General features: G+C 69.4%; 27 protein-coding genes and 1 other RNA gene. 14 read left to right on the top strand and 14 right to left on the bottom strand.

Features of this window, described 5'->3' with window-relative positions; genetic code table 11:
- Positions 1-13: 13 nt before the first annotated feature.
- A complete protein-coding gene (locus tag QY307_02205) occupies positions 14-592 on the bottom strand; it encodes a hypothetical protein (GenBank protein WKZ83086.1) in 579 nt (192 codons plus the stop codon).
- Positions 593-1041: 449 nt separating this feature from the next.
- Here QY307_02205 and QY307_02200 point away from each other — a divergent pair, with 449 nt between their 5' ends.
- Together QY307_02200 and QY307_02195 are read left to right on the top strand one after the other, a co-directional pair.
- Entirely contained in the window at positions 1042-2484 is a 1443-nt protein-coding gene (locus QY307_02200; protein WKZ83085.1) for an aldehyde dehydrogenase family protein, read from the top strand.
- A complete protein-coding gene (locus QY307_02195; GenBank protein ID WKZ83084.1) occupies positions 2481-3836 on the top strand; it encodes an FAD-binding oxidoreductase in 1356 nt (451 codons plus the stop codon). Before QY307_02200 ends, QY307_02195 begins: the two co-directional genes overlap by 4 nt.
- 6 nt (positions 3837-3842) lie before the next feature.
- Here QY307_02195 and QY307_02190 read toward each other — a convergent pair whose 3' ends face one another.
- Together QY307_02190 and QY307_02185 are read right to left on the bottom strand one after the other, a co-directional pair.
- Complete coding sequence (locus QY307_02190) at positions 3843-5144, bottom strand: Glu/Leu/Phe/Val dehydrogenase (GenBank protein WKZ83083.1); 1302 nt, start codon at positions 5142-5144, stop codon at positions 3843-3845.
- 55 nt (positions 5145-5199) lie between these two features.
- On the bottom strand, positions 5200-5607 hold the full coding sequence (locus QY307_02185) for a CoA-binding protein (protein ID WKZ83082.1): 408 nt from the start codon (positions 5605-5607) through the stop codon (positions 5200-5202).
- Positions 5608-5710: 103 nt separating this feature from the next.
- Here QY307_02185 and QY307_02180 point away from each other — a divergent pair, with 103 nt between their 5' ends.
- The 3 genes from QY307_02180 to QY307_02170 are packed head-to-tail and all read left to right on the top strand — an operon-like array spanning position 5711 to position 8456.
- Complete coding sequence (locus QY307_02180; GenBank protein ID WKZ83081.1) at positions 5711-6640, top strand: ABC transporter substrate-binding protein; 930 nt, start codon at positions 5711-5713, stop codon at positions 6638-6640.
- A complete protein-coding gene (locus QY307_02175) occupies positions 6637-7674 on the top strand; it encodes an iron ABC transporter permease (GenBank protein WKZ83080.1) in 1038 nt (345 codons plus the stop codon). Before QY307_02180 ends, QY307_02175 begins: the two co-directional genes overlap by 4 nt.
- The gene (locus QY307_02170) at positions 7671-8456 is read left to right on the top strand and encodes a heme ABC transporter ATP-binding protein (protein WKZ83079.1); all 786 of its coding nucleotides are present in this window, start codon (positions 7671-7673) and stop codon (positions 8454-8456) included. Before QY307_02175 ends, QY307_02170 begins: the two co-directional genes overlap by 4 nt.
- Here QY307_02170 and QY307_02165 read toward each other — a convergent pair.
- The gene (locus QY307_02165; protein ID WKZ83078.1) at positions 8410-8742 is read right to left on the bottom strand and encodes a hypothetical protein; all 333 of its coding nucleotides are present in this window, start codon (positions 8740-8742) and stop codon (positions 8410-8412) included. The genes QY307_02170 and QY307_02165 overlap by 47 nt on opposite strands.
- 164 nt (positions 8743-8906) lie before the next feature.
- Between QY307_02165 and QY307_02160 the strand changes: the two genes are divergently transcribed.
- Genes QY307_02160 through QY307_02150 form a run of 3 tightly spaced genes read left to right on the top strand, consistent with a single transcriptional unit; the run spans position 8907 to position 10542 of the window.
- The gene (locus QY307_02160) at positions 8907-9611 is read left to right on the top strand and encodes a hypothetical protein (protein ID WKZ83077.1); all 705 of its coding nucleotides are present in this window, start codon (positions 8907-8909) and stop codon (positions 9609-9611) included.
- Entirely contained in the window at positions 9608-10021 is a 414-nt protein-coding gene (locus QY307_02155; GenBank protein WKZ83076.1) for a ribonuclease HI family protein, read from the top strand. Before QY307_02160 ends, QY307_02155 begins: the two co-directional genes overlap by 4 nt.
- Positions 10018-10542 carry a metal-dependent hydrolase gene (locus QY307_02150; protein WKZ83075.1) on the top strand — a complete coding sequence of 175 codons (525 nt, stop codon included), beginning with the start codon at positions 10018-10020 and terminating at the stop codon, positions 10540-10542. Before QY307_02155 ends, QY307_02150 begins: the two co-directional genes overlap by 4 nt.
- On the opposite strand, the gene QY307_02145 is transcribed toward QY307_02150, so the two are convergent.
- Together QY307_02145 and QY307_02140 are read right to left on the bottom strand one after the other, a co-directional pair.
- Positions 10539-10910: a sulfite exporter TauE/SafE family protein gene (locus QY307_02145; GenBank protein ID WKZ83074.1), complete on the bottom strand. Its 372-nt coding sequence runs from the start codon at positions 10908-10910 to the stop codon at positions 10539-10541. The two genes, QY307_02150 and QY307_02145, sit on opposite strands and share 4 nt — an antisense overlap.
- Complete coding sequence (locus QY307_02140; GenBank protein WKZ83073.1) at positions 10907-11266, bottom strand: sulfite exporter TauE/SafE family protein; 360 nt, start codon at positions 11264-11266, stop codon at positions 10907-10909. The genes QY307_02145 and QY307_02140 overlap by 4 nt, the downstream gene beginning before the upstream one ends.
- A 48-nt stretch (positions 11267-11314) precedes the next feature.
- Between QY307_02140 and QY307_02135 the strand changes: the two genes are divergently transcribed.
- Positions 11315-12298 (top strand): LLM class flavin-dependent oxidoreductase, encoded by a 984-nt coding sequence (locus QY307_02135; GenBank protein ID WKZ83072.1) that lies wholly within the window; start codon positions 11315-11317, stop codon positions 12296-12298.
- Between the two features lie 6 nt (positions 12299-12304).
- Here the strand turns inward: QY307_02135 and QY307_02130 are convergent, their stop codons facing one another.
- A complete protein-coding gene (locus QY307_02130) occupies positions 12305-13291 on the bottom strand; it encodes a TIGR03557 family F420-dependent LLM class oxidoreductase (protein WKZ83071.1) in 987 nt (328 codons plus the stop codon).
- A 320-nt stretch (positions 13292-13611) separates the two neighbouring features.
- Between QY307_02130 and QY307_02125 the strand changes: the two genes are divergently transcribed.
- Entirely contained in the window at positions 13612-14091 is a 480-nt protein-coding gene (locus QY307_02125; GenBank protein ID WKZ83070.1) for an aquaporin, read from the top strand.
- Between the two features lie 54 nt (positions 14092-14145).
- On the opposite strand, the gene QY307_02120 is transcribed toward QY307_02125, so the two are convergent.
- The 6 genes from QY307_02120 to QY307_02095 all read right to left on the bottom strand — a co-directional run bounded on the left by QY307_02120 (position 14146) and on the right by QY307_02095 (position 18304).
- Complete coding sequence (locus QY307_02120) at positions 14146-14445, bottom strand: hypothetical protein (GenBank protein WKZ83069.1); 300 nt, start codon at positions 14443-14445, stop codon at positions 14146-14148.
- A gap of 43 nt (positions 14446-14488) precedes the next feature.
- Positions 14489-14914, bottom strand: coding sequence for an aromatic ring-opening dioxygenase LigA (locus QY307_02115; protein ID WKZ83068.1), 426 nt, complete (start codon positions 14912-14914; stop codon positions 14489-14491).
- A 60-nt stretch (positions 14915-14974) separates the two neighbouring features.
- A complete protein-coding gene (locus tag QY307_02110) occupies positions 14975-15532 on the bottom strand; it encodes a hypothetical protein (GenBank protein WKZ83067.1) in 558 nt (185 codons plus the stop codon).
- A 185-nt stretch (positions 15533-15717) separates the two neighbouring features.
- Positions 15718-17397 (bottom strand): hypothetical protein, encoded by a 1680-nt coding sequence (locus QY307_02105; GenBank protein WKZ83066.1) that lies wholly within the window; start codon positions 17395-17397, stop codon positions 15718-15720.
- Positions 17398-17461: 64 nt separating this feature from the next.
- An RNA gene (gene rnpB, locus QY307_02100) (RNase P RNA component class A) lies at positions 17462-17826 on the bottom strand.
- Positions 17827-17872: 46 nt separating this feature from the next.
- Positions 17873-18304 carry a hypothetical protein gene (locus tag QY307_02095; protein ID WKZ83065.1) on the bottom strand — a complete coding sequence of 144 codons (432 nt, stop codon included), beginning with the start codon at positions 18302-18304 and terminating at the stop codon, positions 17873-17875.
- Between the two features lie 120 nt (positions 18305-18424).
- On the opposite strand from QY307_02095, the gene QY307_02090 reads away from it, so the two are divergent.
- Genes QY307_02090 through QY307_02075 form a run of 4 tightly spaced genes read left to right on the top strand, consistent with a single transcriptional unit; the run spans position 18425 to position 20567 of the window.
- A complete protein-coding gene (locus tag QY307_02090; protein ID WKZ83064.1) occupies positions 18425-18682 on the top strand; it encodes a WhiB family transcriptional regulator in 258 nt (85 codons plus the stop codon).
- 40 nt (positions 18683-18722) lie between these two features.
- The gene (locus QY307_02085; GenBank protein ID WKZ83063.1) at positions 18723-19910 is read left to right on the top strand and encodes an acyl-CoA dehydrogenase family protein; all 1188 of its coding nucleotides are present in this window, start codon (positions 18723-18725) and stop codon (positions 19908-19910) included.
- A gap of 42 nt (positions 19911-19952) precedes the next feature.
- A complete protein-coding gene (locus QY307_02080) occupies positions 19953-20261 on the top strand; it encodes a hypothetical protein (GenBank protein WKZ83062.1) in 309 nt (102 codons plus the stop codon).
- 18 nt (positions 20262-20279) lie between these two features.
- Positions 20280-20567: a hypothetical protein gene (locus QY307_02075; GenBank protein WKZ83061.1), complete on the top strand. Its 288-nt coding sequence runs from the start codon at positions 20280-20282 to the stop codon at positions 20565-20567.
- A gap of 4 nt (positions 20568-20571) precedes the next feature.
- Here the strand turns inward: QY307_02075 and QY307_02070 are convergent, their stop codons facing one another.
- A complete protein-coding gene (locus QY307_02070; GenBank protein ID WKZ83060.1) occupies positions 20572-21015 on the bottom strand; it encodes a pyridoxamine 5'-phosphate oxidase family protein in 444 nt (147 codons plus the stop codon).
- Positions 21016-21035: the final 20 nt, after the last annotated feature.

The raw sequence follows: 21035 nt of genomic DNA, 5'->3' as shown, positions 1-21035 counted from the left end.
TCGAGCGCGGCGGTCAGGCGTCCAGCAACCCGAGGCGCTCGGCGGCGAGGATGGCCTCGGCGCGGCCGTTCACCCCGAGGCGGGTGTACAACTCGTGCAGGCGTCGAAACATCGCGCGTTCGGAGAACCCGGAGTCGTCGGCGAGGCGTGACACCGTCTTTCCCGCCGCCAGGTCCACGAGCCACGACACCTCGTCGGAGGTGACGTCCGGGCGGGGAAGGTGCGCACCCGGCCACTCCGAGGCAAGCGCCGTGGCGACCGGACCCGGCAGCCGACACCACCCGGCGATGGCGTCGGTGACGATCCGGACGATCTCGGCCGGATCGGCCTCCCACTCCGCCGTGCCGGCGACGCCATGGGACAGGGCATGGGCGTGGCTGGCCGGGGAGGGGTCGGGAAGCAGTGCCACCACCACCTTGCCCTCTTCCACCAGGGTGTCGAGCAGGTGACAGGCATCGGGCATGTGCACCGTGACGACCACCGCCTCGGCGAGGTCGGCCTCGGCGACGGGGGAGTGGCGGGCAGCGGCGAGTGCCGCCGCGAGTCCGGCTCGGTAGGAGGCGGCGGAGTCGACTATGGCGACTGAGGCCATGAGCGATGAGGATAGGGCAGGGTTCAGGGTCGTGCCCCGTCACGGCAGGGTCCTGCCAGCGACCGGCACGCTCTGGGGTGCTGGCCGATGGCCGCCCTGGAGGTGTCGTGGGGCGCCAGCATGGTGCCTTGGGCGGTCACCAAGTTGGCAGGGTTCTGCCTCGGGATGGCGTGGACCTGCGGGCCTTCCGTGATTAGACATTCCGGCAACGGCCCCGCGAGGGGCATGGGCACTCCTTCTACAGCGGAGGAGTCGAGAGAAGGATGACGATGGCGACTGCCAAGAAGCCCGCGAAGAAGCCCGCCGCCCCCAAGGCCGGCGCGGCCAAGAAGCCTGCGGCCAAGGGCGCGAAGAAGAAGTAGCGCTGACGCGATGTCGGGGAGGGCGGGCTGGTCCCGCCCTCCCGGCGCGTTCGGAGGGTCGATTAGCCCCGTTACGATCCGGTGCCGATGCACGACCGTCTGATCATCGCTGGGGAGAGCCTCACCGGATCGGGTCCCTCGTTCGATGTGATCGATCCCGTACGAGGCGAACCGACGGCCACGATCGCATCGGCGGGCGAGGAACAGGTCGTCGCCGCTGTCGCCGCCGCCCGCGCCGCATTCCCGGCCTGGCGTGACGCCGCCCAGCAGACCCGGAGCGACGCCCTCCTGGCTGCTGCCGACCTGGTCGAGGCGAGGTCGGAGGAACTGCTCGCCCTGGTGACTGCCGATACCGGCCGCGCCATCACCCGCAATCGGGTGTACGTGGCTTGGACCGCGTTCGTGCTACGCCAGTATGCCCACCTCGCCCGCCACCACCGGGGCCGGGTGGTCCCGTCAAACGATCCCGGACAGCTGTCGCTGGTGCTCCGATCGCCGTACGGCGTCGTGGCCGCCATCGCTCCCTACAACTACCCCCTGGCCCTGATGGTGCACAAAGTGGCGCCGGCACTCGCCGCCGGCAACACGGTGGTGTTGAAGGGTGCTCCGGAGACGACACGCACCACGCAGTTCCTGGCGGGCCTGCTCGCCGAGGTGACCCCGCCCGGGGTGGTCAACGCCGTGGTCGGGGGGAGGGAGGTGGGGGAGTGGCTGGTCAACGCATCCGAAGTGGATCTGGTCGCCTTCACCGGATCGACCTCGGCCGGGCGGGCCATCGGGGAGGCGTGCGCCATGCTGACGCGACCGGTGCTCCTGGAACTGGGGGGCAAGGACCCGGCGATCGTCTTCGCCGACGCCGATCTCGAAGTGGCCGTTCCTGGGGTGGTTTGGTCGTCCTTCCTCAACACCGGCCAGGTGTGCACCTCCACCGAGCGCGTCTACGTCGCCCGCAGCAGGTACGCCGAGTTCGTCGAGGCGGCCGCAGCAGCGACCGCTCGAATCCGTGTCGGTGACCCTTTCGATCCGGCGACCGAGGTGGGGCCGATGCGCACCGAGGCCGGCCGCGCCCGCGTCATCGCCCACATCCGGCAGGCCGAAGAGGCCGGGGCCCGTGTCGTCGTCGGAGGCGACCGGCAGGATCCCGGGTTCTGGCTCTCACCCGCTCTGGTGGCCGACGTCGACCACACGATGAGCCTGATGAACGAGGAGACCTTCGGACCGGTGCTGCCGGTCATGGCCTTCGACGAGCCCGACGATGCCTTCGCCCTGGCCGCCGACACGCCCTACGGCCTGGGGGCATCGATCTACACCGGGGATGCTCGTCTGGTCAAGCGATCCTATGACACGCTCCCGGTGGGGAACCTGTGGGTCAACGAGGGAGTGGTAGACAACCCGGCCGCCCCGTTCGGAGGGGTTCGGGCGAGTGGCGCCGCCCGGGAGCTGGGCATCGAGGGGCTCGATGCCTACACCTACCCCAAGCACGTTCACTGGAACGTGGAGCCCGAGGTGAAGCCCTGGTGGTTCGGATGACCGTCGGCGTGTCCTACTGGATGGACCGTCTGGATAGACCCATCAGGCCCGGCCTGAGCGGAGACACCGACTTCGACGTCTGCATCATCGGCGCCGGCTACACCGGGTTGTGGTCCGCCTACTACCTGGCCCTTGCCGACCCCGGCCTTCGGGTGGCTGTGATCGACAGCCACTTCGTGGGATTCGGGGCTTCGGGACGCAACGGCGGATGGGCCTCGGCCAAGGTGGCCGGGTTGGACCGGATGCTCGCCGATCCGAAGACCCGTGACGGGGCAGCCCGAACCTATCGCCAGATGATCTCGACCCTCGACGAGTTCGAGAGGGTGCTGCAGAGCGAGGCGATCGACTGCGACTGGGCACGGGGGGGCACCATCGTGACCGCAACGCGACCCGCCCACGTCGCCCGGCTCAAGGCATCGCTCGAGTTGAAGCACTCGGCGGGGTTCAGCGACCACGACGGACTCTGGCTGGAGCCCGTTGAGGCACGACGCAGACTCAACACATCCCGCAACCACGGGGCCTCGTACACACCGCACTGCGCGGCGCTGGACCCGGCCCGGCTGGTGCTGGGCCTGGCTGCGGCCGTGGAAAGGCGCGGGGTACGCATCTTCGAAGGGACGCCCGGCGTCCCCGTTGCAGGGGGCGTGGAGACCCCGGGTGGCCGGATCCGGGCCGACCGGGTTGTTCTCGCCACCGAGGCCTACGGGGTGCGACTGCCTGGTCGTCGCCGACGGGCCATCCCGGTGTACTCGTTGATGGTGGTGACCGAGCCGCTGCCGGAAGCCGCCTGGGAGGAGATCGGCCTGGCCCAGCGGGAGACCTTCTCCGATGGCCGCCACATGATCATCTACGGGCAGCGGACGGCAGATGGACGAATCGCCTTCGGTGGCCGGGGCGCCCCGTACCACTACGGGTCGCGTATCGAGCCTGGTTTCGATCGCAACGCTGCGACCTTCGAGTTCCTGCGGATGACGCTCGCCGACCTGTTCCCGGCGCTCGGTGGAGTGCGGTACGAGGGGGAGTGGGGAGGCCCGCTCGCCATTCCTCGGGATTGGCGCCCGTCGATTTCCGCCGAGGGGTCGCTGGTGGCCGTGGGAAACTATGTGGGCCAGGGGGTGGCTACCGCCAACCTGATGGGCCGAACCGTGAGCGACCTGATCACAGGTGCCGACAGCGACCTGCTCTCGCTGCCCTGGGTGGGGCATCGGGCCCGGCGATGGGAGCCGGAGCCGTTGCGCTGGGTCGGCGTCAACCTGGGTCGGCGTCTCACCGAGTCGATCGATCACTCGGAAGAGGGCGGGCGGCGTGCCCGGATCCGGCAGGCGATCCTCGACCGCCTTCCGGTCGGCTGAGATCCGTCAGGGCCAGACGCCGCGCTCCTCGGCGGTGGCTCGGGTGCGTTCTACGGCTCGGGCCGTTGCCGCCACCCTCAGGTCCGGCCCCGGTTCACCGCCCGTCGGAGCGGGCAGGGTGGCCAGGCGTTCCACCACCGATTCGGTCGCCCGTCGCATCCGCTTCGCCAGACCCTGCTCCACGCGGTCCTCGTCCCACTCCTCGTTCTGGAGGTTCTGCACCCACTCGAAGTACGACACCACCACGCCGCCGGCGTTGGCCAGGATGTCGGGAAGGACCGCCACCCCGCGACCGGCCAGGATCCGGTCTGCGGCCGGTGTGGTCGGTCCGTTGGCGGCCTCAACGACGAGACGCGCCTTCACCGAGTCGGCGTTGGCCGCCGTGATCTGGTTCTCCATGGCCGCCGGGATCAGGATGTCGCAGTCGGCCTCGAGGGCGGCCTCGGGGGGCATGGTCTCGGTGCCGGGAGCGCCGGCGACGGCTCCGGTCTCGTCCTTGTGGGCGATGACGGCGGCGACGTCGATTCCCGACCCGTTGACGACCGTTCCCCGCGTGTCGCTCACCGCCACGATTCGAGCCCCGGCCTCGGCGAAGAACGCCGCGCTGTGCCTGCCGGCGTTGCCGAAGCCCTGGATGGCGACGGCGGCGCTTTCGAGCGATTCCAGTCCGGGCAGCCCCCCGATCTCCAGGAAGTGGCGGGTGGCGAGGAACACGCCGCGCCCGGTGGCGGTGGTCCTGCCCACGATGCCTCCGATGTCGAGGGGCTTTCCGGTGACGACCGGCAGCGTGTTGCGGCCGGGGTGCATCATCGAGTACGTGTCGTAGATCCAGGCCATGGTCTGCGAGTCGGTGTACGGGTCCGGCGCAGGGATGTCGGTGTGGGGTCCGATGTTGTCGCCGAGGGCGGCGATGAACCTGCGGGTGATCCGTCGCCGTTCGTCGGTCGACAGCGTGGTCGGGTCGCAGCAGACTCCGCCTTTGGCCCCGCCGAAGGGAACGCCCACCACGGCGCATTTCCAGGTCATCCAGGTGGCGAGGGCCCTGACCTCGTCCTCGTTCACCGCCGGATGGAAGCGGATGCCGCCCTTGCCGGGGCCGCGCACCGTGTTGTGGATCACCCGGTAGCCGCGAAAGGTGCGCACCACCCCGTCGTCCATCACCACCGGAATCGTCACCATCAAGGTCTGCTCCGGCTGGAACAGCCACTCGTCCATGCCGCCCCATCCCTGCGGGGTGTCGATCAGAGAGGCCGCCCGGTCGAACTGGATGCGGGCTATCCGATGCGGGTTGAGGACCTCAGACTGCAACTCGTCCCCTTGTCGCCGGCGAGACCCTGGAGAGTAGGGGACGGAGGCCTTCCCGTCAGGAGGACCCGGTGCCGACTGCGCGGGAGTGCACCATGATGCATGCGTCGACGAGGGCGTTGAAGTCGTGGGCGGCAACGAACTCACGCACCGCCTCGTCGGCGGCCCCCGGCTGCACCCAGACGTTGCGCAGGCCGAGCCGGTCGCACTCCTTGAGGACCTCGAGGGTCAGTGCGGGGGGCACGACGATGTCGACGATGGTCGGCGGCTCGGGGAGGGAGGACAGTGTCGGCCAACATGGGTCCCCGTCCACGGTGTCTCGGCCCGGGTTCACCGCGAACACGGTGAATCCCTTCGCCTTGAGGTCGCGGTAGATCTTGTTGCCGTACTTGCTCTCATCGTCGGTCGCCCCCACCACGGCGACCGTGGAGCCGGGCTGGTGGAGCAGGGTGGCGATGTCGTCCATTGCGGTTTCCTTCCTTCACGCCGACCAACCACCGGCACCTGGCCCCCATTCCCATGTCGACACGGCGTCGAAGGTCCATGCCGATAGCGTACGTTCCATGCGAATGGGGTTGGTGCGCCTGGTGATGCTCTTGGCGCTTGCGATGGCCGCATGCGGCGGTTCCGACGCCGCCACGACGACTGCCGGCGATCCGGTGTCCATCTACGCGGGTCCAGACGGGGTGACCTCGACCGTGACCGACGTGTCGCGCATCGTCTCGGTCAGCGGGGACTTCAGCGAGATGGTGTGGGCACTGGGACTCGGAGAGAACCTGGTCGGTGTCGACCTCTCGTCGGTGTACCCCAAGGAAGAGATGCGGGTACTCCCCAAGGTGGGGGTCGAGTTCCGTCTGCTCGCAGAGCCGATCCTGGCTCTGGAGCCGACCCTGGTGATCGGAGACCTGGACGCATCGCCGCCGGAGGTGATCGCCCAGGTGCGCGGTGCCGGTGTGCCGGTGGTGCTGTTCCCGCGGTACTCGGGACTGGACGCCCCGGCCGAGAAGATCCGCGCCGTGGCCGAAGTCCTCGGGGTCCCCACCGAAGGTGATCGCCTGGCGAGCGAGGTCCAGGCAGAGATCGACGCCGCCGTGGCTCTGGCCGCCACCGCCACCAGCCGTCCGAGGGTGGCGGTGGTGTACGTGGCTTCTCGTGACACCGTCCTCCTGCTCGGTGAGAACACCGTATTCGAGGGGGTGATCGCTGCTCTTGGCGCCGAAGATGTCGGGCCTCCTGCCGGGGCCGACGGGTTCGTGCCGCTGACCCCCGAGGCGATGGTGGCGGCGGCCCCGGACGTGATCATCACCGCCGAGCGTGGGTTCGAACAGCGGGGCGGGTTGGAGGGGTTCCTGCAGCTGCCCGGGATTGCCCAGACCCCGGCAGGGCAGTCGGGTCGGGTCCTGGTGTACGAGGATCTGCTCTTGCTGGGGATGGGGCCGCGCACCGGTGTGCTGGCAGATCTGTTGGTGCGCGCCCTGCACCCGGAGATCGAAGGGTGAGCCCGCGGCGGATCTCGCCGCCTGCCCTACTCACCGGTCTGGGGGTGCTCCTCGTCGCCTTGATCGTGGTGTCTCTCGGGACCGGAGCGGTCTCCATCTCGCCGCGACAGGTGGTGTCGATCCTGCTGGAACACGCCGGCGTCGAGGGCAGCGGGTTCACCTCCCAGCAGGACGCCGTGCTCTGGTCGATCCGGCTCCCCCGGGTGCTGCTCGGTGTGACGGTCGGCGCCGGTCTGGGCATGGCCGGGGCGGCACTCCAGGGGATCTTTCGCAACCCGCTGGCCGACCCCCAGCTGATCGGGATCTCCAGCGGTGCCGCCGCCGGTTCGGCCCTTGGAATCCTGGCTCTGGAGGGGGCGGTGGGGACCATCGCCGGCCCGATTGGCGCCTTCGTCGGTGGACTCGCCGCGGGCGCAGCCGTCTACACCCTGGCCCGCCATCAGGGCCGCACCGAGGTGGTCACGCTGATCCTCGCCGGGATCGCCGTCGCCGCATTGGGCGGCGCCCTGGCGGGCTTTCTCAGCGTGCTCGCCGACGACCCCCGTCTGGGCACCCCGCTCTTCTACTCGCTAGGCGGACTGGGAGTATCCACCTGGGGCCTGCTCGGGATCACGGTCCCATTCGTCCTGGTCGGGCTCGTCCTGCTCCCAGGAGAGGGGAGGCGCCTCGATCTGGTGTTGCTCGGCGAGCGGGAGGCCTACCACCTGGGGGTCGACGTCGAAGCCACCCGCAGGCGAGTGCTGCTCCTCTCCACTGCCGTCGTCGGCGCCACTGTCGCCGCCGCAGGAGTGATCGGCTTCGTCGGCCTCCTGGTGCCCCACGCCATCCGCCTGGGGGCCGGGCCGGGCCACCGTCTGCTGTTGCCGGCGTCGGCGATCGGGGGTGCCGCTCTGGTGGTCGGGGCCGACACCCTCGCCCGAACAGTGGCCTCTCCGCTCGAGGTTCCCGTCGGCCTGCTCACCGCCCTGGTCGGCGGCCCAGCCTTCCTGTGGCTGCTGCGCCGCACCCGACGAGAGCAGGGAGGCTGGGGTTGACCGCCGCGGTGACGGTCAGGGGAGTCGGACTCGGCGTCGAGGGGCGGCAGCTCCTGCGCGATGTCGATCTGGTGCTGCAGCCGGGAGAGGTCGTGGCGGTTGTCGGGCCGAACGGTGCCGGAAAGACGTCTCTGGTTCGGGTGCTGAGCGGCGAGTGGGAGCCGAGCGCCGGATCGGTGTGGATCCTCGGGGACGACCTGGCGACGCTGCACCCTCTGGAACGTGCCCGTCGCCGGGCGGTGTTGCCTCAGCAGTCGGTGCTCGGGTTCGCCTTTCGCTGCCTGGACGTTGTGATGATGGGACGGTACGCCGCACCCGACGGCGACGACACCGCGGCGGTGGCCGAGGCGATGGGCGCCACCGACACCACGCACCTGGCCGACCGGTCGTACCCGACGCTCAGCGGCGGCGAGCAGACCCGCGTCGCCATGGCGCGAGTGCTTGCCCAGGAGACCCCGGTGTTGTTCCTCGACGAGCCGACCGCCACCCTCGACCTGCGCCACCAGGAGCTGGTGATGGGTGTTCTCCGGGGCCTGGCGGAGAGCGGGGCGGCGATCATGGTGGTGCTCCACGATCTGAACCTGGCCGGCCGTCACGCCGACCGGGTGGCCCTGCTCGCCGAAGGGAGGCTCCACTCGATCGGCGCCCCATCCGAGGTACTGACGGCGGATGCGCTGCAGACTGTCTACGGCCAGCGGGTGGACGTGATCGCCCACCCGCGCGACGGCTCGCCGGTCATCCTCCCGCGACCGGAGGCGCCTGCCGGCGAACCCGGCGGCTGATCACCGTCGACGCCACGCCTGCCACGGCTCCTGCGAGCGCCCACAGCGGGATGAGTCGTCTCCCTGCCACCAGGAGCGCCGTCGGGTCGGGCAGCCCGAGACGGTCGGCGATGCCCACTGCCAGCAGAGCGCCCACCAAGGCCCCTCGCAGCGCGGTCTGGTGGGCTGGCGGATCGGGGAGGAGGCGGGCGGCCGCCGCCGGAACCAGACCGATGGCGAGCACCACCGCCAGCCACGCCAGTGACCCGAGGAGCAGGCCGACGACCAGGTCGTAGAGGACCGTCATCGGTTGGGCGTCCGGCAGGTGCGGGTCGTGCGAGGGGACTCGATCGCTGGCGTCATGGTGTGAGGGGTCTCCCGGAGTCGACGCTAGCCGTCCGGGAGCGGCCGACAGGCGGCCGGTGACGGTTAGCCTTCCCAAGCCGCCGGCCAGGAGTGCCATTGGAGGAGATGCGCAGTTTGGAGGACCTCCTCGAGTTGCAGCGCCTCGACAGTGCCATCGATCGGCTGTTGGAGCGTCGCAACGGCCTTTCCGCCCTGGCGCGGTTTCGGACCGCTCATGTTCGCCTCGAGAAGCTGGCGTCGGCGATCGGCGAGGCCGAGTCGCGGCTGCGCGATCTCTCTCTTGCCGAGGACCGGGTGGAAGGCGAGATGGGTTTCGACGAGGACAAGCTCAGGCGCGAGGAGAGCCGCCTCTACGCCGGTGGGCTCTCAGCGCGGGACGCCACCCACCTGCGCGACGAGGTGGAGATGCTGCGCAAGAGGATCTCCACCCGGGAGGATGAGGCCCTGGCGCTCCTCGAACGGCAGCAGTCTGAGTCGGCGAGCCTGGAGCAGATGACCTCGGAGCGTGACCGGATCACCGTCGAGAAGTCGCAGTTGGAGACCGAGATAGGCGCCGCCTGGAAGGAGATCGACGCCGACATCGCCCGTCTCGAGGCGGAGAAGGCCGTGTTGGTGCCCACCATCGATCCCGAGCTGATTGCCCTGTACGAGGAGATCCGACCATCGAAGGAAGGTGTGGCCGCCGCCGCCCTCGTCGAGCGCACCTGTTCTGGATGTCACCTGCGCCTCTCGGCGGCGGAGGAGGTTCAGGTGCTCAAGGAGGAACCTCCCCGCTGCATCCACTGCCGTCGGATCCTGGTCCCCCGATGAGGGGAACGCATGTCCTGTACTGCGACGGCGCCTCGCGGGGAAACCCCGGGCTCGCCTCATACGGGTTCTCGCTGCTCACCCCCGGCGGCGAGGTCCTCGTAGAGGGCGGTCGGGCCATCGGAGTCGCCACCAACAACGTCGCCGAGTACCGGGGTCTGATCGCGGGTCTCGAAGCGGCCATCGACGCCGGCATCGACGACCTGGAGGTCCGGCTCGACAGCCTGCTGCTGGTGAAGCAGATCTCCGGGGAGTACCGGGTGAAGGCCCCCGGCCTCAAGCCGCTCCAGCGTCAAGCGGTGGGCCTGCTCGCTCGCATCGGCTCGGCTCGACTGAGGCACGTGCCGCGTGAACAAAACACCCGCGCCGATGCCCTGGCCAACGCCGCCCTGGACGGGGAGGGCCTCGCGTGATCCTGTGGCACCTGGGGATGACGGTGCTCATCGTCCGTTATGTGTTCAGGGATCCCCGCATGGACCTGCGGTGGGTGCTCGCCGGGTCGATCCTGCCCGACCTGATCGACAAGCCTTTCGGTTCGATCCTGTTCAACGAGACCTTCCGCACCCATCGGCTGTGGGCGCACTCGCTGTTGTTCCCGGTGGTCGGACTGACGATCGTGATGGTGGCCACAAGGCGGGGAGGGGATCACCGCAAGCAGTGGATCGGCCTGGTGATCGGCCTCTTCGTGCACCTCTTGCTGGACGGCGTCTGGCTGAGTCCCGAGGCGTTCCTCTGGCCGCTGTTCGGGCTGGACTTCCCCAAGGTCGCCGGGTCCGACTTCCCGGCCCTGCTGCGGGGCATGCTCTCCTCTCCGCTGGTCTGGCTGGGAGAAGCGGTCGGGGCCGGCTACCTGGTGCTGCTGTGGCGCCGTCATCTAGCCGGCGCCGGCGGCATCAGAGGGTTCATCGAGGACGGGCGGATCGCCCTGTCCTAGTGGCTGCTGTGCTTGGTCTTTCCGAGCATCCGCCATGCCATGAGCACCAGGAACACGGCGAACATCCGGCGCAGCACCAGCCCGTCGAGCTCGATGGCGATCCGCGCGCCGAGGAGGCCTCCGGCCACCCCGCCCAGGCCGAGTATGAGCGTCGTCGGCCAGTGGACCCGTCCGGCTCGCGCATGCAAGTAGCCGGCGACGATCGTCGTGGGCACGATCACCGCCAGCGAAGTTCCCTGGGCGTCGTGCTGGGCGAACGAGAAGAGGGCGACCAGGGCGGGAACGTAGACGATGCCGCCGCCCACACCCAGCGTCGCCGCCAGAGACCCGGCCACCAGGCCGATAACGATGAGGGCGAGCACCGTCACGAGCCGATCCCCAGGCGGATCGCCGAGACCAGTGCCAGGGTGACGAATGCCCGTGCCAACCAGACGGCCGGGATCCGACCGATTATGCGGGCGCCGACGAACGCGCCGGCGAGGGCACCGATCAGCAGGTAGCCGGCCGTGGCCCACTCGACGTCGCTGTCGATCGTGAACGGGATGAGCGCCGCCGAGGCGGAGGCGACGATGGCGGCCACCGAAGTGCCGTGGGCACGGTGCTGGTCGAAGGACAAGAACAGCACAAGTCCGGGCACCATCACCAGCCCGCCGCCGACTCCGAAGAGGCCGCTGACGACGCCAGCGACGATGCCGAGGAGGGCGGCGCGCAGGGTCGTGGACACCGGGGCGATGCTAGGGCCTCGTGGATGGGCTCCTGATAGCGTTGCGGCATGGAGCTTGCGTTCAGCCCCACCACCCCCGGGGTAACGGTCACCGACCTCGTCGATCTCTGTGTTCTTGCCGAGAAGCACGGCTACGGAGCCGCCTGGGCTGCCGAGGTCGCCGGGCCCGAGGCGTTTGCCCTTCTGGGGGCGATCGCGACGCGCACCCGCCGAATAGGACTGGGGGTGGCGGTGGTTCCCGCATCCACGCGGTCGCCGGCGCTCCTGGCGATGGGCGCCGCAACCCTGAGCCAGGCTGCGGCAGGCCGTCCGATCGCACTGGGGATCGGGTCGTCCTCCGAGTTCATCGTCTCCTCCTGGCACGACGCCCCGTTCGATCCTCCTCTTGGACGAGTGCGGGAGGCGGTGGTGGCCACACGGGCCCTGCTGGCCGGAGACAGTGGGTTCGAGGGGCGATTCCACCGAATCCGCCGCTTCGGTCTCACATCGCCTCCGGCCGGTCCGGTGAGGCTCTTCGTGGGGGCGCTCGGCCCGGGGATGCTTGCCGTGGCCGGTGCCGTGGCCGACGGCGTGTGCCTCAACCTCACCCCGCCCGAGATGATCCCCGTCCAGCGGGAGTCGGTGATGGCCGGCGCCGCCGCCACCGGGAGGGACCTGACCGGGGGCTTTCGAATGATGGCCCGGCTCCACGTGGTGCCAACCGACGACGTCGCGGCCGGACGCAACGCCATCCGGGCCGGGTTCGGGCCGTACTTCGCCCAACCGGTGTACAACCGGTTCCTGCGCTCCCTCGGTCACGAGGAGGAGGCTGAGGCGGTGGCTGGCGCCTTCGCCGCCGGGGACCGGGCGGGTGTGGCGGCGGCGCTGCACGACGAGGTGGTGGATCGGGTTGCGGTGGTGGGACCGATCGGGGCGATCCGGGACCGGTTGGAGCAGTACGCCGCCTCGGGGCTCGACGTGGCCGCGCTCAACCTGCTCGCCCCCGACGCCGCCGGGGTGGCCTCCGCGTTGGAGGCCTTGGCGCCCTCCTGAAACGGATCAGCCCATGGCTCGCAGGCGAGGGAGGACCTCGGCTCCGAGCATGCGGATCGTCGCCTCCTGGTCCATCGAGGCGATCTGGAAGGTGACCACGTCGGCGTGGACATCCTCGACGAGCTCGCGGTAGGTGGCGACGATGGCGTCGGCGTCGGCGACGATGGCGTACCTCCCCAGGATCTCTTCCCGGGGCATCTCGTCGGCCGTGATCCTCAGATCCATGGGGTCGACCGCCTCCAGGCGTCCCGGGGCTCGCAGCCCCCGCCACGAGGTGAGCGCCGCCCAGGCCTCCTCTTCGGAGGCGGCGTGCAGCGACCAGCGGGTGGCGAGGATGCGTGGCGCCGGACGGTCGGCGGCAGCGGCGGCCGCACGGGCCGGGCTGATGACCTGCTCGAAGGTGTCGGCCGGGACCTTGACGCTGGTGATGATCCCGTCGGCCCATTCGGCGGCGAGCGCCGCCGACTTGGGGCCGCCGGCCGCCATCCAGATGGGCAGGTGCCGCAGGGGGGGCGAGTAGAGGCGGGCGCGGTCGGTGCGGTACCAGCGCCCCTCGTAGGTGAGCTTCTCACCGTCGAGGAGGCGCCGCATGATCTCCAGGGCCTCGCGCATCCGTCCCGCCCGCTCGGCGTAGCCGGGGAAGTCGTATCCCAGAGGTCCCTCGTTGATGTTCTCCCCGGTACCGACGCCCAGGTCGAACCGTCCGCCGGAGAGCCGATCGAGCGTGGCTGCCGCCTGGGCGACGACACCCGGGTGGTAGCGGAACAGGGGAGTGGTGACCCCGGTGGCGATGCGAACCCTTGAGGTGGCCTGTGCCATCGCCCCGATGGTGGCGAAGGCGAACCCCGCCGCCGAGTGGTCATCCACCCAGGGATGGAAGTGCTCGGAGACCACCAGCCCGTCGAACCCGGCCTCCTCGGCGAGGACACCATGGCGTACCAGGGTCTCGGGCTGCCACTGCTCATGTCCGCAGAAGTAGAAGAACTCGGTCATGGCGCGTCACCCCCGGTCGGTTGCGGGGGTCATATTGGTGCAAACCGAGCGGGTAGTGGCGGCTCGACCGCTGCCGCCCGTCGGAGATCGGGACGGAAGACAGGAAGGGAGTCCTGAATGGGCAATTGGCAGAAGTACGCCGCCGAGGCCTACGGCACGTTCGTGCTGGTTGGGATCGGAACCGGTGCCATCCTGGCGGCCGGCGTGGCCGGTGGCGGGATCGTCGAGATCGCGCTGGCGTTCGGATTGGCGCTGACGGCCGCTCTCTACACGGTGGGCGGGTATCCGGCGGCCACTTCAACCCGGCGGTGTCGCTCGGGATGTTCCTCGACAAGAGGATGTCGCTGGGCGACATGGTCGGCTACTGGGGAGCCCAGGTGGTGGGTGGCGTCCTGGCGAGCCTGGCGCTCGCCTGGGTCATCAGCAAGGATGCCGTGGCGGCCACCATCACCTCGGTCAACACGGCCTACGTGGACACCTTCGGCGGCTTCGTCGGCGAGGCGTTGCTGACGATGGTGTTCGTGATGACGGTCCTGGTGATGGCGAAGAGCACCTCGTACTCGAGGTATCTCGGGATCGGTCTCACGCTGAGTGCCGTCCACTTCATCGGTCTCGGGTTCACCGGGGCTTCGGTGAACCCGGCCCGGTCGCTGGCGCCGGCGATCGTCGGCGGCGAGTTCGCCGACATCTGGATCTACATCGCCGGCCCGGGTGTGGGGGCCGTGCTCGCCTGGGTGCTGTACAAGGTGATCGTCACCGGGGATACCGACCTTCGGGACGACATCAAGGAGATGATGTAGCCGGTACCGGCTTCGACGATCGAGAGAGGCGCCCTGCGGGGCGCCTCTCTCGCGTCAGTTCCAGCTGCGCAGGGCGATGATCACCATGGTCATCAGGGCGGCGAACAAGATCACCGGGATCCACAGCAGGTGGACCCACTTTCCGCCTCGACGGCGTCCCGACCACGCTCGGACCAGGATCACCCCGAGGAATAGGCCGGCCCCTGTGAACGGCCAGGCCGAGAGTCCTCCCGAACCGACACGGTCGGCGACCATCCAGGCGAAGAAACCGAGGGCGAATCCGGCGAGGATGCCGAGGACGGTGTCGTAGACGATGCGGCCGAGGCGGGTTCGTTGCGGTTGGTCGTGGTTCATGGCGTTTCGACGCCGGGTGGGCGCGAAGGGTTTCCGCCTCGATTCACAGGCGGTCTCCGGTCTCTCTGAGTGCCTTTCCGATCAGCATCAGTACCAGGCCGACGGCCATCTGGCCTGCTGCCACGCCGAAGGCCAGAACCGAGGTGAAGAGGGAGGCGCGCAGGAACGATGCCACGCGGGCGGTCTCGGCGGCGGGGTCGTCCTGGTCGAGCTCGGCGTAGACGCGGCCCCCGGTCGCCTTCATGGCGATGCCGTTGATCGCCTCGGCCTGAGCGAACGCCGTCAGCGGCCCTCGCACCGGCCGGCCGCCGAGGTGCGGCGCCCCGTCGGGGACCACGATCTTCTCGCCGGCCAGGCGGGAGCTCACCGTTGCCCACGCCACGGCTCCGGCGACCGCCGAACCCAATCCGGCCAGGCTCACCAGGCGGCCCAGGGCCGCCACGGTGGATCTGCGCCTGCGGTGGAACATGGTGCTCTCCGGGAATGCGTCGGCGGGAGCGTAGTGGGTGGGTGGTCCGTCGAGGAAACCTCAGTCGCCGTAGTTCAAGAGCGCCACGGCGTTCGCCGCCGAGCAGGCGGTGCCGGCAGGAATGGTGACCTCTGTAGGGGTGTTCGGGGCCGGGAAGCCTGCCACGACCCCGGCCTTGCAGGTACCGGATTCGTCGACCACGGCGAACGCCACCAGCCAGGGGTTGTCGCCGGAGGCGGGTGACTTGTCGTCGGTGGCCATTATCGCCATGGAGATGCCTTCGGGGTCCGCCTCGACAGCCGCTCCGCGTACCCGGATCGGATACACGGTGGTGATCCCTTCGGCGAGACTCGATCCGTCAAGGGCGGCCTCACCCCACAGCACGACGGTGTCGAACAGGAACGCCAGCACCGTCGCCGCCACGGTCACCCGACCGGATGCGTCTACGCCGGCCGCCGGTCCGGAGGTGTCGCTGGTGCCGGTCGTCGGCTCGGCCTGAGCGGTGGTGGTGGCAGCGAATGTGGGTGTCGAGGTGGTGGCATCTCCCCCCCGGTCGTCGCCACAAGCCGTTGCGAGGATGGTGAGGGCGACCAGGACCGTCAGGCTCCGGCGGATCATGCGAGGGGGCTCCTTGGTGGATGCGGGCTGCGGGATGTTAGGGCATCCGCGGGTGAGGGTCCCCGAAGGGGCCCGCACGAGCTTCGAGTCCGCCTGTGAGCCGGAATCTGCACCGGCCCCGAAGGGTCGGCGGCGGCGATCCGGCTGGGTTGGCCCGGCACCGACGCCGCGGCGCAGGCGGTGTGTCAGCAGGTGCTGTCCGGCTCCCAGATGAGGTCGTACTCGGCGAGCTCGGCCCCCACCTCGTAGCCCTGTCCACCGACCGAAGTCCACGACCAGTACGAGTGTTCGGTCTCTGTCATGTGCATGCGCGCCATCCCGTCGGGGTCGATCGTCAGGGTCACCGTGCCGATCGCCAGACCTTCCATGTACACGGTCACGACGCCGCCCGGTGCACCTTGGGCGAGGTCGACATATGTGAATTCGCCGGACCCGGCGTCGGCGTCGATCCCCATCGTCCAGGTCTGGTGGCCGGTCATGCCGACGCGTTCATAGGTTCCCTCGGCCACCCACGTGCCGGTAGGGTCTCCACACTTCTGGCCGACCACCTGACCACCGGAGAAGATCTGGTCGATCTTCCAACCCGGGACAACCACCCGGAAGGTGACCTCCAGGGAGGCGATGCCGCGGTTGGAGGTGCTCTGGAGGTGAACGGTCCCGATGTCTTCCGACTGGCTGCCGGCGAGGAACGACAGCAACACCGGCGCCGGGACGGCGGAATCGACCGGGTCGAGCGACGCCCGTCCGCTGAAGGCGACCGAGATCGGCTTGTCCAGCTCGTTGCCTTCCACCAGGTGGTGGAGGCTGGCGGTGAACTGAACCTGTTCCGACGGGCGGACGTCGCGGCTGCTCTCGGTGGAACGGATCTCGAGGCATGCCCCGCCGCGCCACTGCTCCTGTGCCGAGCGGGCCAGGGCATCGAGGATCCCGCCGATCAGTTGGGCGGCGCGATCGCTCATCGAGTCGAGCTGAGCCTGCGACGCCGACGGGGCCCGTCGCACGATCCGGCCGGTGTCGCGGGTGATCTGATGGCCGTCGATCCCGCCCTGTGGCCCCATCGTCATCGCGCCGTCGAACTCGACGGCGGTCGTCTCGGCGGGATCCGTCCCCGACTGGGTGTCGTCGGAGGCCGCTGCCTCGATCTCCACCGACTGCAGGTAGGCGTCCGGATCCACCATCCCCGTGATCGTCACATCTGCGTCGGAGGTTGCCGTGGCCAATCCCGACGCACCCCCGCTGCTGCTCCCGGTCATCGTGAGCGAGCCATGCCCGCGAATCGCACCGTTCTCGTCGGGGCACATGTCGATCTCGACGGTGCCGATGCTGCGGAAGGTCACGCTGCGTAGCAGGCGGCCCGAGCCGTCGTAGACGTCGATCTGGATCGCGAGGTCGACGCTGGAGACGATCCGCGAGCCCGAATGGCTGAACGAGATCGTGCCGGTGACGGTGCCGACCGAGCGCTCACCACCCTGTTCGGATTCGTGGGTCTCGGCGACCTCAAGGCTCGCCCCGTCGCCGAGCGAGCCGGTCACCACCGCCTGCACCATCGGCAAGGCGAGGACGAACCCGATCACTCCCTCGCCAGCCCGGGTGGCCGCCGCCGGGACCAGGCGGGAGATGACCGCGGGGATGGCCACGACCGGGCCGGCGGCCGCCACCTCGGAAGCGGTCGCAGGCAACGGGGCGGCGACCAGGCCCAAATCGGATGTGGTCCCGGCGACCGCGGCGTAGAGGAAGGCCTCGAATTCGGCCCAGCGGTCGGCTCCGAGGCTGGCCGTGACGCCCGAGCGCTCGAGCACCTCCGTCATGACCTGGCGTTCCGTCGACGCCAGCTCGTCGAGGGTGGCAGGAGCGGATCCACCCATGACCCCGGCGGTGTCGGCGGCGCCCCCACCGAACAGGTGAGGGCCCCCGAAGGGGCCCTCACGAGTTTCGAGTCCGCCTGTAAGCCGGATTCTGTGCCGGCCCCGAAGGGTCGGCGGCGGCCATCTGTCTGGGCCCGCCGTTGCCGGTCGGGCTCGATGCGGCCTACCCGGGACGTAACGGGCGGGCCACCCTGTCCCTGCTCGGCCTTGCTCCCGGTGGGGTTTGCCGATCCGCCCGGTCACCCGGGACGCTGGTGGTCTCTTACACCACCGTTTCACCCTTGCCTGTGCCCGAAGGCCATCGGCGGTCTGCTCTCTGCTGCACTTTCCGTCGGGTCGCCCCGCCTGGGCGTTACCCAGCACCGTGCCCTGTGGAGTCCGGACTTTCCTCGACCGGCCGAAGCCGACCGCGGCCGCCCGGCGGACTCGTCATCAGTATGACATCACCGGGCCGTGCAATGTTCCCGGTGCTGGATCAGGACAGATGCTCCTCGAGGGAGGCGACCCATCCTGTGGGGAGATGCCAGTGGCGGCCGCCGTTGACCATGAGCCGCAGGTACCCGGCCTCGGGCTGCAGCGACTCGCCGTGGCCGTTGCTTCCCACGTGGGTGACCACCTCATGGCGGCGGCCCTCACGGTCCATGGCCTGGGTCGTGGCCCGGACCCGTCCCTCTTCCGCTTCGGCGGCATCGATCTTCTTCAGGTCGGCGCCACCGAGGGCGAACACGGCTCCCCAGACGGTGTTGCCGGGGAGGGGACGGACCGATGGCAGGCCGCCCGAGCCGTTGGGAATCGTGTACTCCAGCTTCCACTCGGGCAGGTGGGCGATGAACTGGAACGAAGCCCCCGGGGCCACGCCGGCCAGCCGTTCGGGGTCGATGTTGGCGTCGTAGGCGAAGTACAGCACCAGCCTCTCCTGAGTCTGCGACGGGACACCGATTGTACTCGGGTCGCGTAGCCCAATCCCTGTCGGGAACCGAAACGGCACCGGCTTCGTCTGAGTGGAAAGCCGGCGAGAAGGGATGAGATGACGTTCCCCACCGATCTGGTCCTGCTCGATCTCGACGAGCGGCCGTGGGCCGCCTACGCCTCGTGCCGGAGCGTCGATCCCGATGTCTTCTTCCCCACCGACGATGCGGGGGCCGGGGAGGCGATCCGGGTCTGTCGCGGGTGTCCCGTCCAGGGAGAGTGCCTCGACTGGGCCATCGAGGCCCGGATCAGGTACGGCATCTGGGGCGGGGCGACCGAACGGGATCGCCGCCGGCTCGCCCGCCGATCGGCCTGAGGGCGCCGGAGCGATACTCGCCGCCTGCCACAATGGAGGCATGTCCAACCAGCCTGTGACTCCGGGACGCCCCGACCCCAAGGACTTCCTCGCCCTAGACGCCCTGCTCGACGACGAGGAACGACTCATCCGCGACACCGTGCGCACCTTCGTCGCCGACCGCATCCTTCCCGAGGTGGGTGACTGGTTCGAGGCGGGCACATTCCCCAAGGAACTGGCTCCGGAGATGGGGCGGCTGGGGATGCTGGGGATGCACCTCCAGGGCTACGGCTGTGCCGGAACCTCGTCGGTGGCGTACGGGCTGGCATGCATGGAGCTGGAGTACGGCGACGCCGGGGCCCGTTCCTTCGTCAGCGTGCAGGGCTCCCTGGCCATGTTCCCCATCCACGCCTTCGGCTCGGAGGAGCAGAAGCAGGAGTGGCTGCCCCGCATGGCCGCCGGTGAGGCGATCGGCTGTTTCGGACTCACCGAGCCCGACGCCGGCAGCGACCCGTCGTCCATGCGGACCACCGCCCGGCGCAAGGGTTCCGACTGGGTGCTCAACGGCACCAAGATGTGGATCACCAACGGCGGGATCGCCGACGTGGCGATCGTGTGGGCCCGCACCGAGGACGGCATCCGCGGGTTCGTGGTTCCCACCGACACCCCCGGCTTCACGGCCAACGACATCCACAAGAAGATCTCACTGCGCGCCTCGATCACCTCGGAGCTGGTTCTCGACGACGTAGTGCTGCCCGAAGGGGCGATGCTCCCCGGGGTGGTGGGCCTGAAGGGACCGCTCTCCTGCCTCAACGAGGCGCGCTTCGGGATCTCCTTCGGGGTGGTCGGCTCTGCCCGGGCCTGCTACGAGACCGCCCTCGACTACGCCCGGGAACGGGTGGTGTTCGGCAAGCCGATCGCCTCCTATCAGCTCGTCCAGAAGCAGCTGGTGGACATGATGGTGGCCAGCAACCGGATGTTCCTGGTGGCGCTGCACCTGGGACGGATGAAGGATGCCGGAACCCTCTCCTCCACCCACATCTCGCTGGGCAAGATGGACAACGTGCGCACCGCCATGGAGGTGGCCCGTACCGCCCGGGGGATCCTCGGCGCAAACGGGATCACCCTGGAGTACCCGGTGATCCGCCACATGAACAACCTGGAGTCGGTGTTCACCTACGAGGGGACCAACGAGGTGCACACCCTCATTCTCGGCCAGGCCCTCACCGGTATCAGCGCCTTCGACTGATCCGCCGGGAACAGGATGTGGCGCCTGGGCGTTGACCGTCCCATGCGATCCGCGACCGCGTTCCTGGCACTCGTCCTGATCGCCGCCGCCTGCGGTGACGACGCCTCCGATGGTGCGATGGCGCCCGTGTCCACCACCACGATGGTGGAAGTCTCCATCACCGGGCCCGGTTCGGCGGTTCCCGGAGTCGACACCACGACCACCGCCGTCACCGTTGGCGAAACGCCCACCACGCAGGCGCCTGAGGGTCCCGGCGCTCCCGACTTCACACTGGCGCTCGGCGAGGGCGGGACCTTCACGCTTTCCGATGAGCAGAAGCCGGTGTACATGGTGTTCTGGGCGGAGTGGTGAACAACCTGCCGGCGGGAGTTGCCCGTCATCGATGCGGTCGCATCGGAGTACCAGGATCGGATCACCTTCCTCGCCGTCGCCGGTCGTAGCAGCCTCGAGGCGTCGCGAACAAGGGTGGGCGACTGGTTCGACCCCTCCCGGATCCTCTGGGGCTACTCGGACGATCTGTGGGCCCTGTACGCCATTCCCGGGCAGCCGGCCTCGGTGCTGATCTCCGGTGACGACGTGATCGTGGGCGGATGGTTCGGGGCGGTGGGCGAGGAGGCGCTGCGCGCCGAGCTCGACCGGCTAGCCGCAATCGGCTAGCCGCTCACAGGGCGTCGGCCCACTCGAACCCCGACATCCGCTCCGGGGTGAGGATTGCAACCCGCTGGCTGGTGGTCATCCCGGCCAACGGGCGCTCCACCCACTCCCGGCGGCGAGCGTTGCGGTAGTAGCGATCCCTGATCCGCATCACGACCGGCTCGATCTGCTCTTCGGTGAACTCGGTGGGGCCTTCGGCGACGACGTATCGCTCCAGGCTGTCGTCTTCGCCGTAGCGCTCTTCGTGGCAGGTGATGGTGGCCCGTCCGATGGCCTGGATCAGCCGACCGTGAACCGAGTCGGGGAAGGTGATCACACGAAAGGCGGTGCCGTCCCAGTCGTACCAAACCGGTACCGCGATCGGACCTTTCACCTGTCTGCTCACGGAGAGTACGGCGACATGGGGCCCGGCCAGGAACTCCTCGACCTCTTCCGGTGTGAGTCGCGGCATCCCGGGAATATAGGTGCCCG

The organism is Acidimicrobiia bacterium (genome assembly GCA_030584185.1).
Taxonomy (GTDB): domain Bacteria; phylum Actinomycetota; class Acidimicrobiia; order Spongiisociales; family UBA11373.
The sequence above is the reverse complement of the archived record's forward strand: the minus strand, read 5'-3'. Positions and strand labels throughout refer to the sequence as shown.

Excerpts from the sequence above, each read along its gene's own strand:
- QY307_02085 (WKZ83063.1), top strand. The coding sequence starts at position 18,723 with ATGTCCAACCAGCCTGTGACTCCGGGACGCCCCGACCCCAAGGACTTC.
- QY307_02195 (WKZ83084.1), top strand. The coding sequence starts at position 2,481 with ATGACCGTCGGCGTGTCCTACTGGATGGACCGTCTGGATAGACCCATC.
- QY307_02120 (WKZ83069.1), bottom strand. The coding sequence starts at position 14,445 with ATGAACCACGACCAACCGCAACGAACCCGCCTCGGCCGCATCGTCTAC.
- QY307_02105 (WKZ83066.1), bottom strand. The coding sequence starts at position 17,397 with ATGGGTGGATCCGCTCCTGCCACCCTCGACGAGCTGGCGTCGACGGAA.
- QY307_02205 (WKZ83086.1), bottom strand. The coding sequence starts at position 592 with ATGGCCTCAGTCGCCATAGTCGACTCCGCCGCCTCCTACCGAGCCGGA.
- QY307_02160 (WKZ83077.1), top strand. The coding sequence starts at position 8,907 with ATGCGCAGTTTGGAGGACCTCCTCGAGTTGCAGCGCCTCGACAGTGCC.
- QY307_02165 (WKZ83078.1), bottom strand. The coding sequence starts at position 8,742 with ATGACGGTCCTCTACGACCTGGTCGTCGGCCTGCTCCTCGGGTCACTG.
- QY307_02180 (WKZ83081.1), top strand. The coding sequence starts at position 5,711 with ATGGGGTTGGTGCGCCTGGTGATGCTCTTGGCGCTTGCGATGGCCGCA.
- QY307_02135 (WKZ83072.1), top strand. The coding sequence starts at position 11,315 with ATGGAGCTTGCGTTCAGCCCCACCACCCCCGGGGTAACGGTCACCGAC.
- QY307_02200 (WKZ83085.1), top strand. The coding sequence starts at position 1,042 with ATGCACGACCGTCTGATCATCGCTGGGGAGAGCCTCACCGGATCGGGT.
- QY307_02080 (WKZ83062.1), top strand. The coding sequence starts at position 19,953 with ATGCGATCCGCGACCGCGTTCCTGGCACTCGTCCTGATCGCCGCCGCC.
- QY307_02130 (WKZ83071.1), bottom strand. The coding sequence starts at position 13,291 with ATGACCGAGTTCTTCTACTTCTGCGGACATGAGCAGTGGCAGCCCGAG.
- QY307_02115 (WKZ83068.1), bottom strand. The coding sequence starts at position 14,914 with ATGTTCCACCGCAGGCGCAGATCCACCGTGGCGGCCCTGGGCCGCCTG.
- QY307_02070 (WKZ83060.1), bottom strand. The coding sequence starts at position 21,015 with ATGCCGCGACTCACACCGGAAGAGGTCGAGGAGTTCCTGGCCGGGCCC.
- QY307_02090 (WKZ83064.1), top strand. The coding sequence starts at position 18,425 with ATGACGTTCCCCACCGATCTGGTCCTGCTCGATCTCGACGAGCGGCCG.
- QY307_02185 (WKZ83082.1), bottom strand. The coding sequence starts at position 5,607 with ATGGACGACATCGCCACCCTGCTCCACCAGCCCGGCTCCACGGTCGCC.
- QY307_02110 (WKZ83067.1), bottom strand. The coding sequence starts at position 15,532 with ATGATCCGCCGGAGCCTGACGGTCCTGGTCGCCCTCACCATCCTCGCA.
- QY307_02125 (WKZ83070.1), top strand. The coding sequence starts at position 13,612 with ATGTTCCTCGACAAGAGGATGTCGCTGGGCGACATGGTCGGCTACTGG.
- QY307_02155 (WKZ83076.1), top strand. The coding sequence starts at position 9,608 with ATGAGGGGAACGCATGTCCTGTACTGCGACGGCGCCTCGCGGGGAAAC.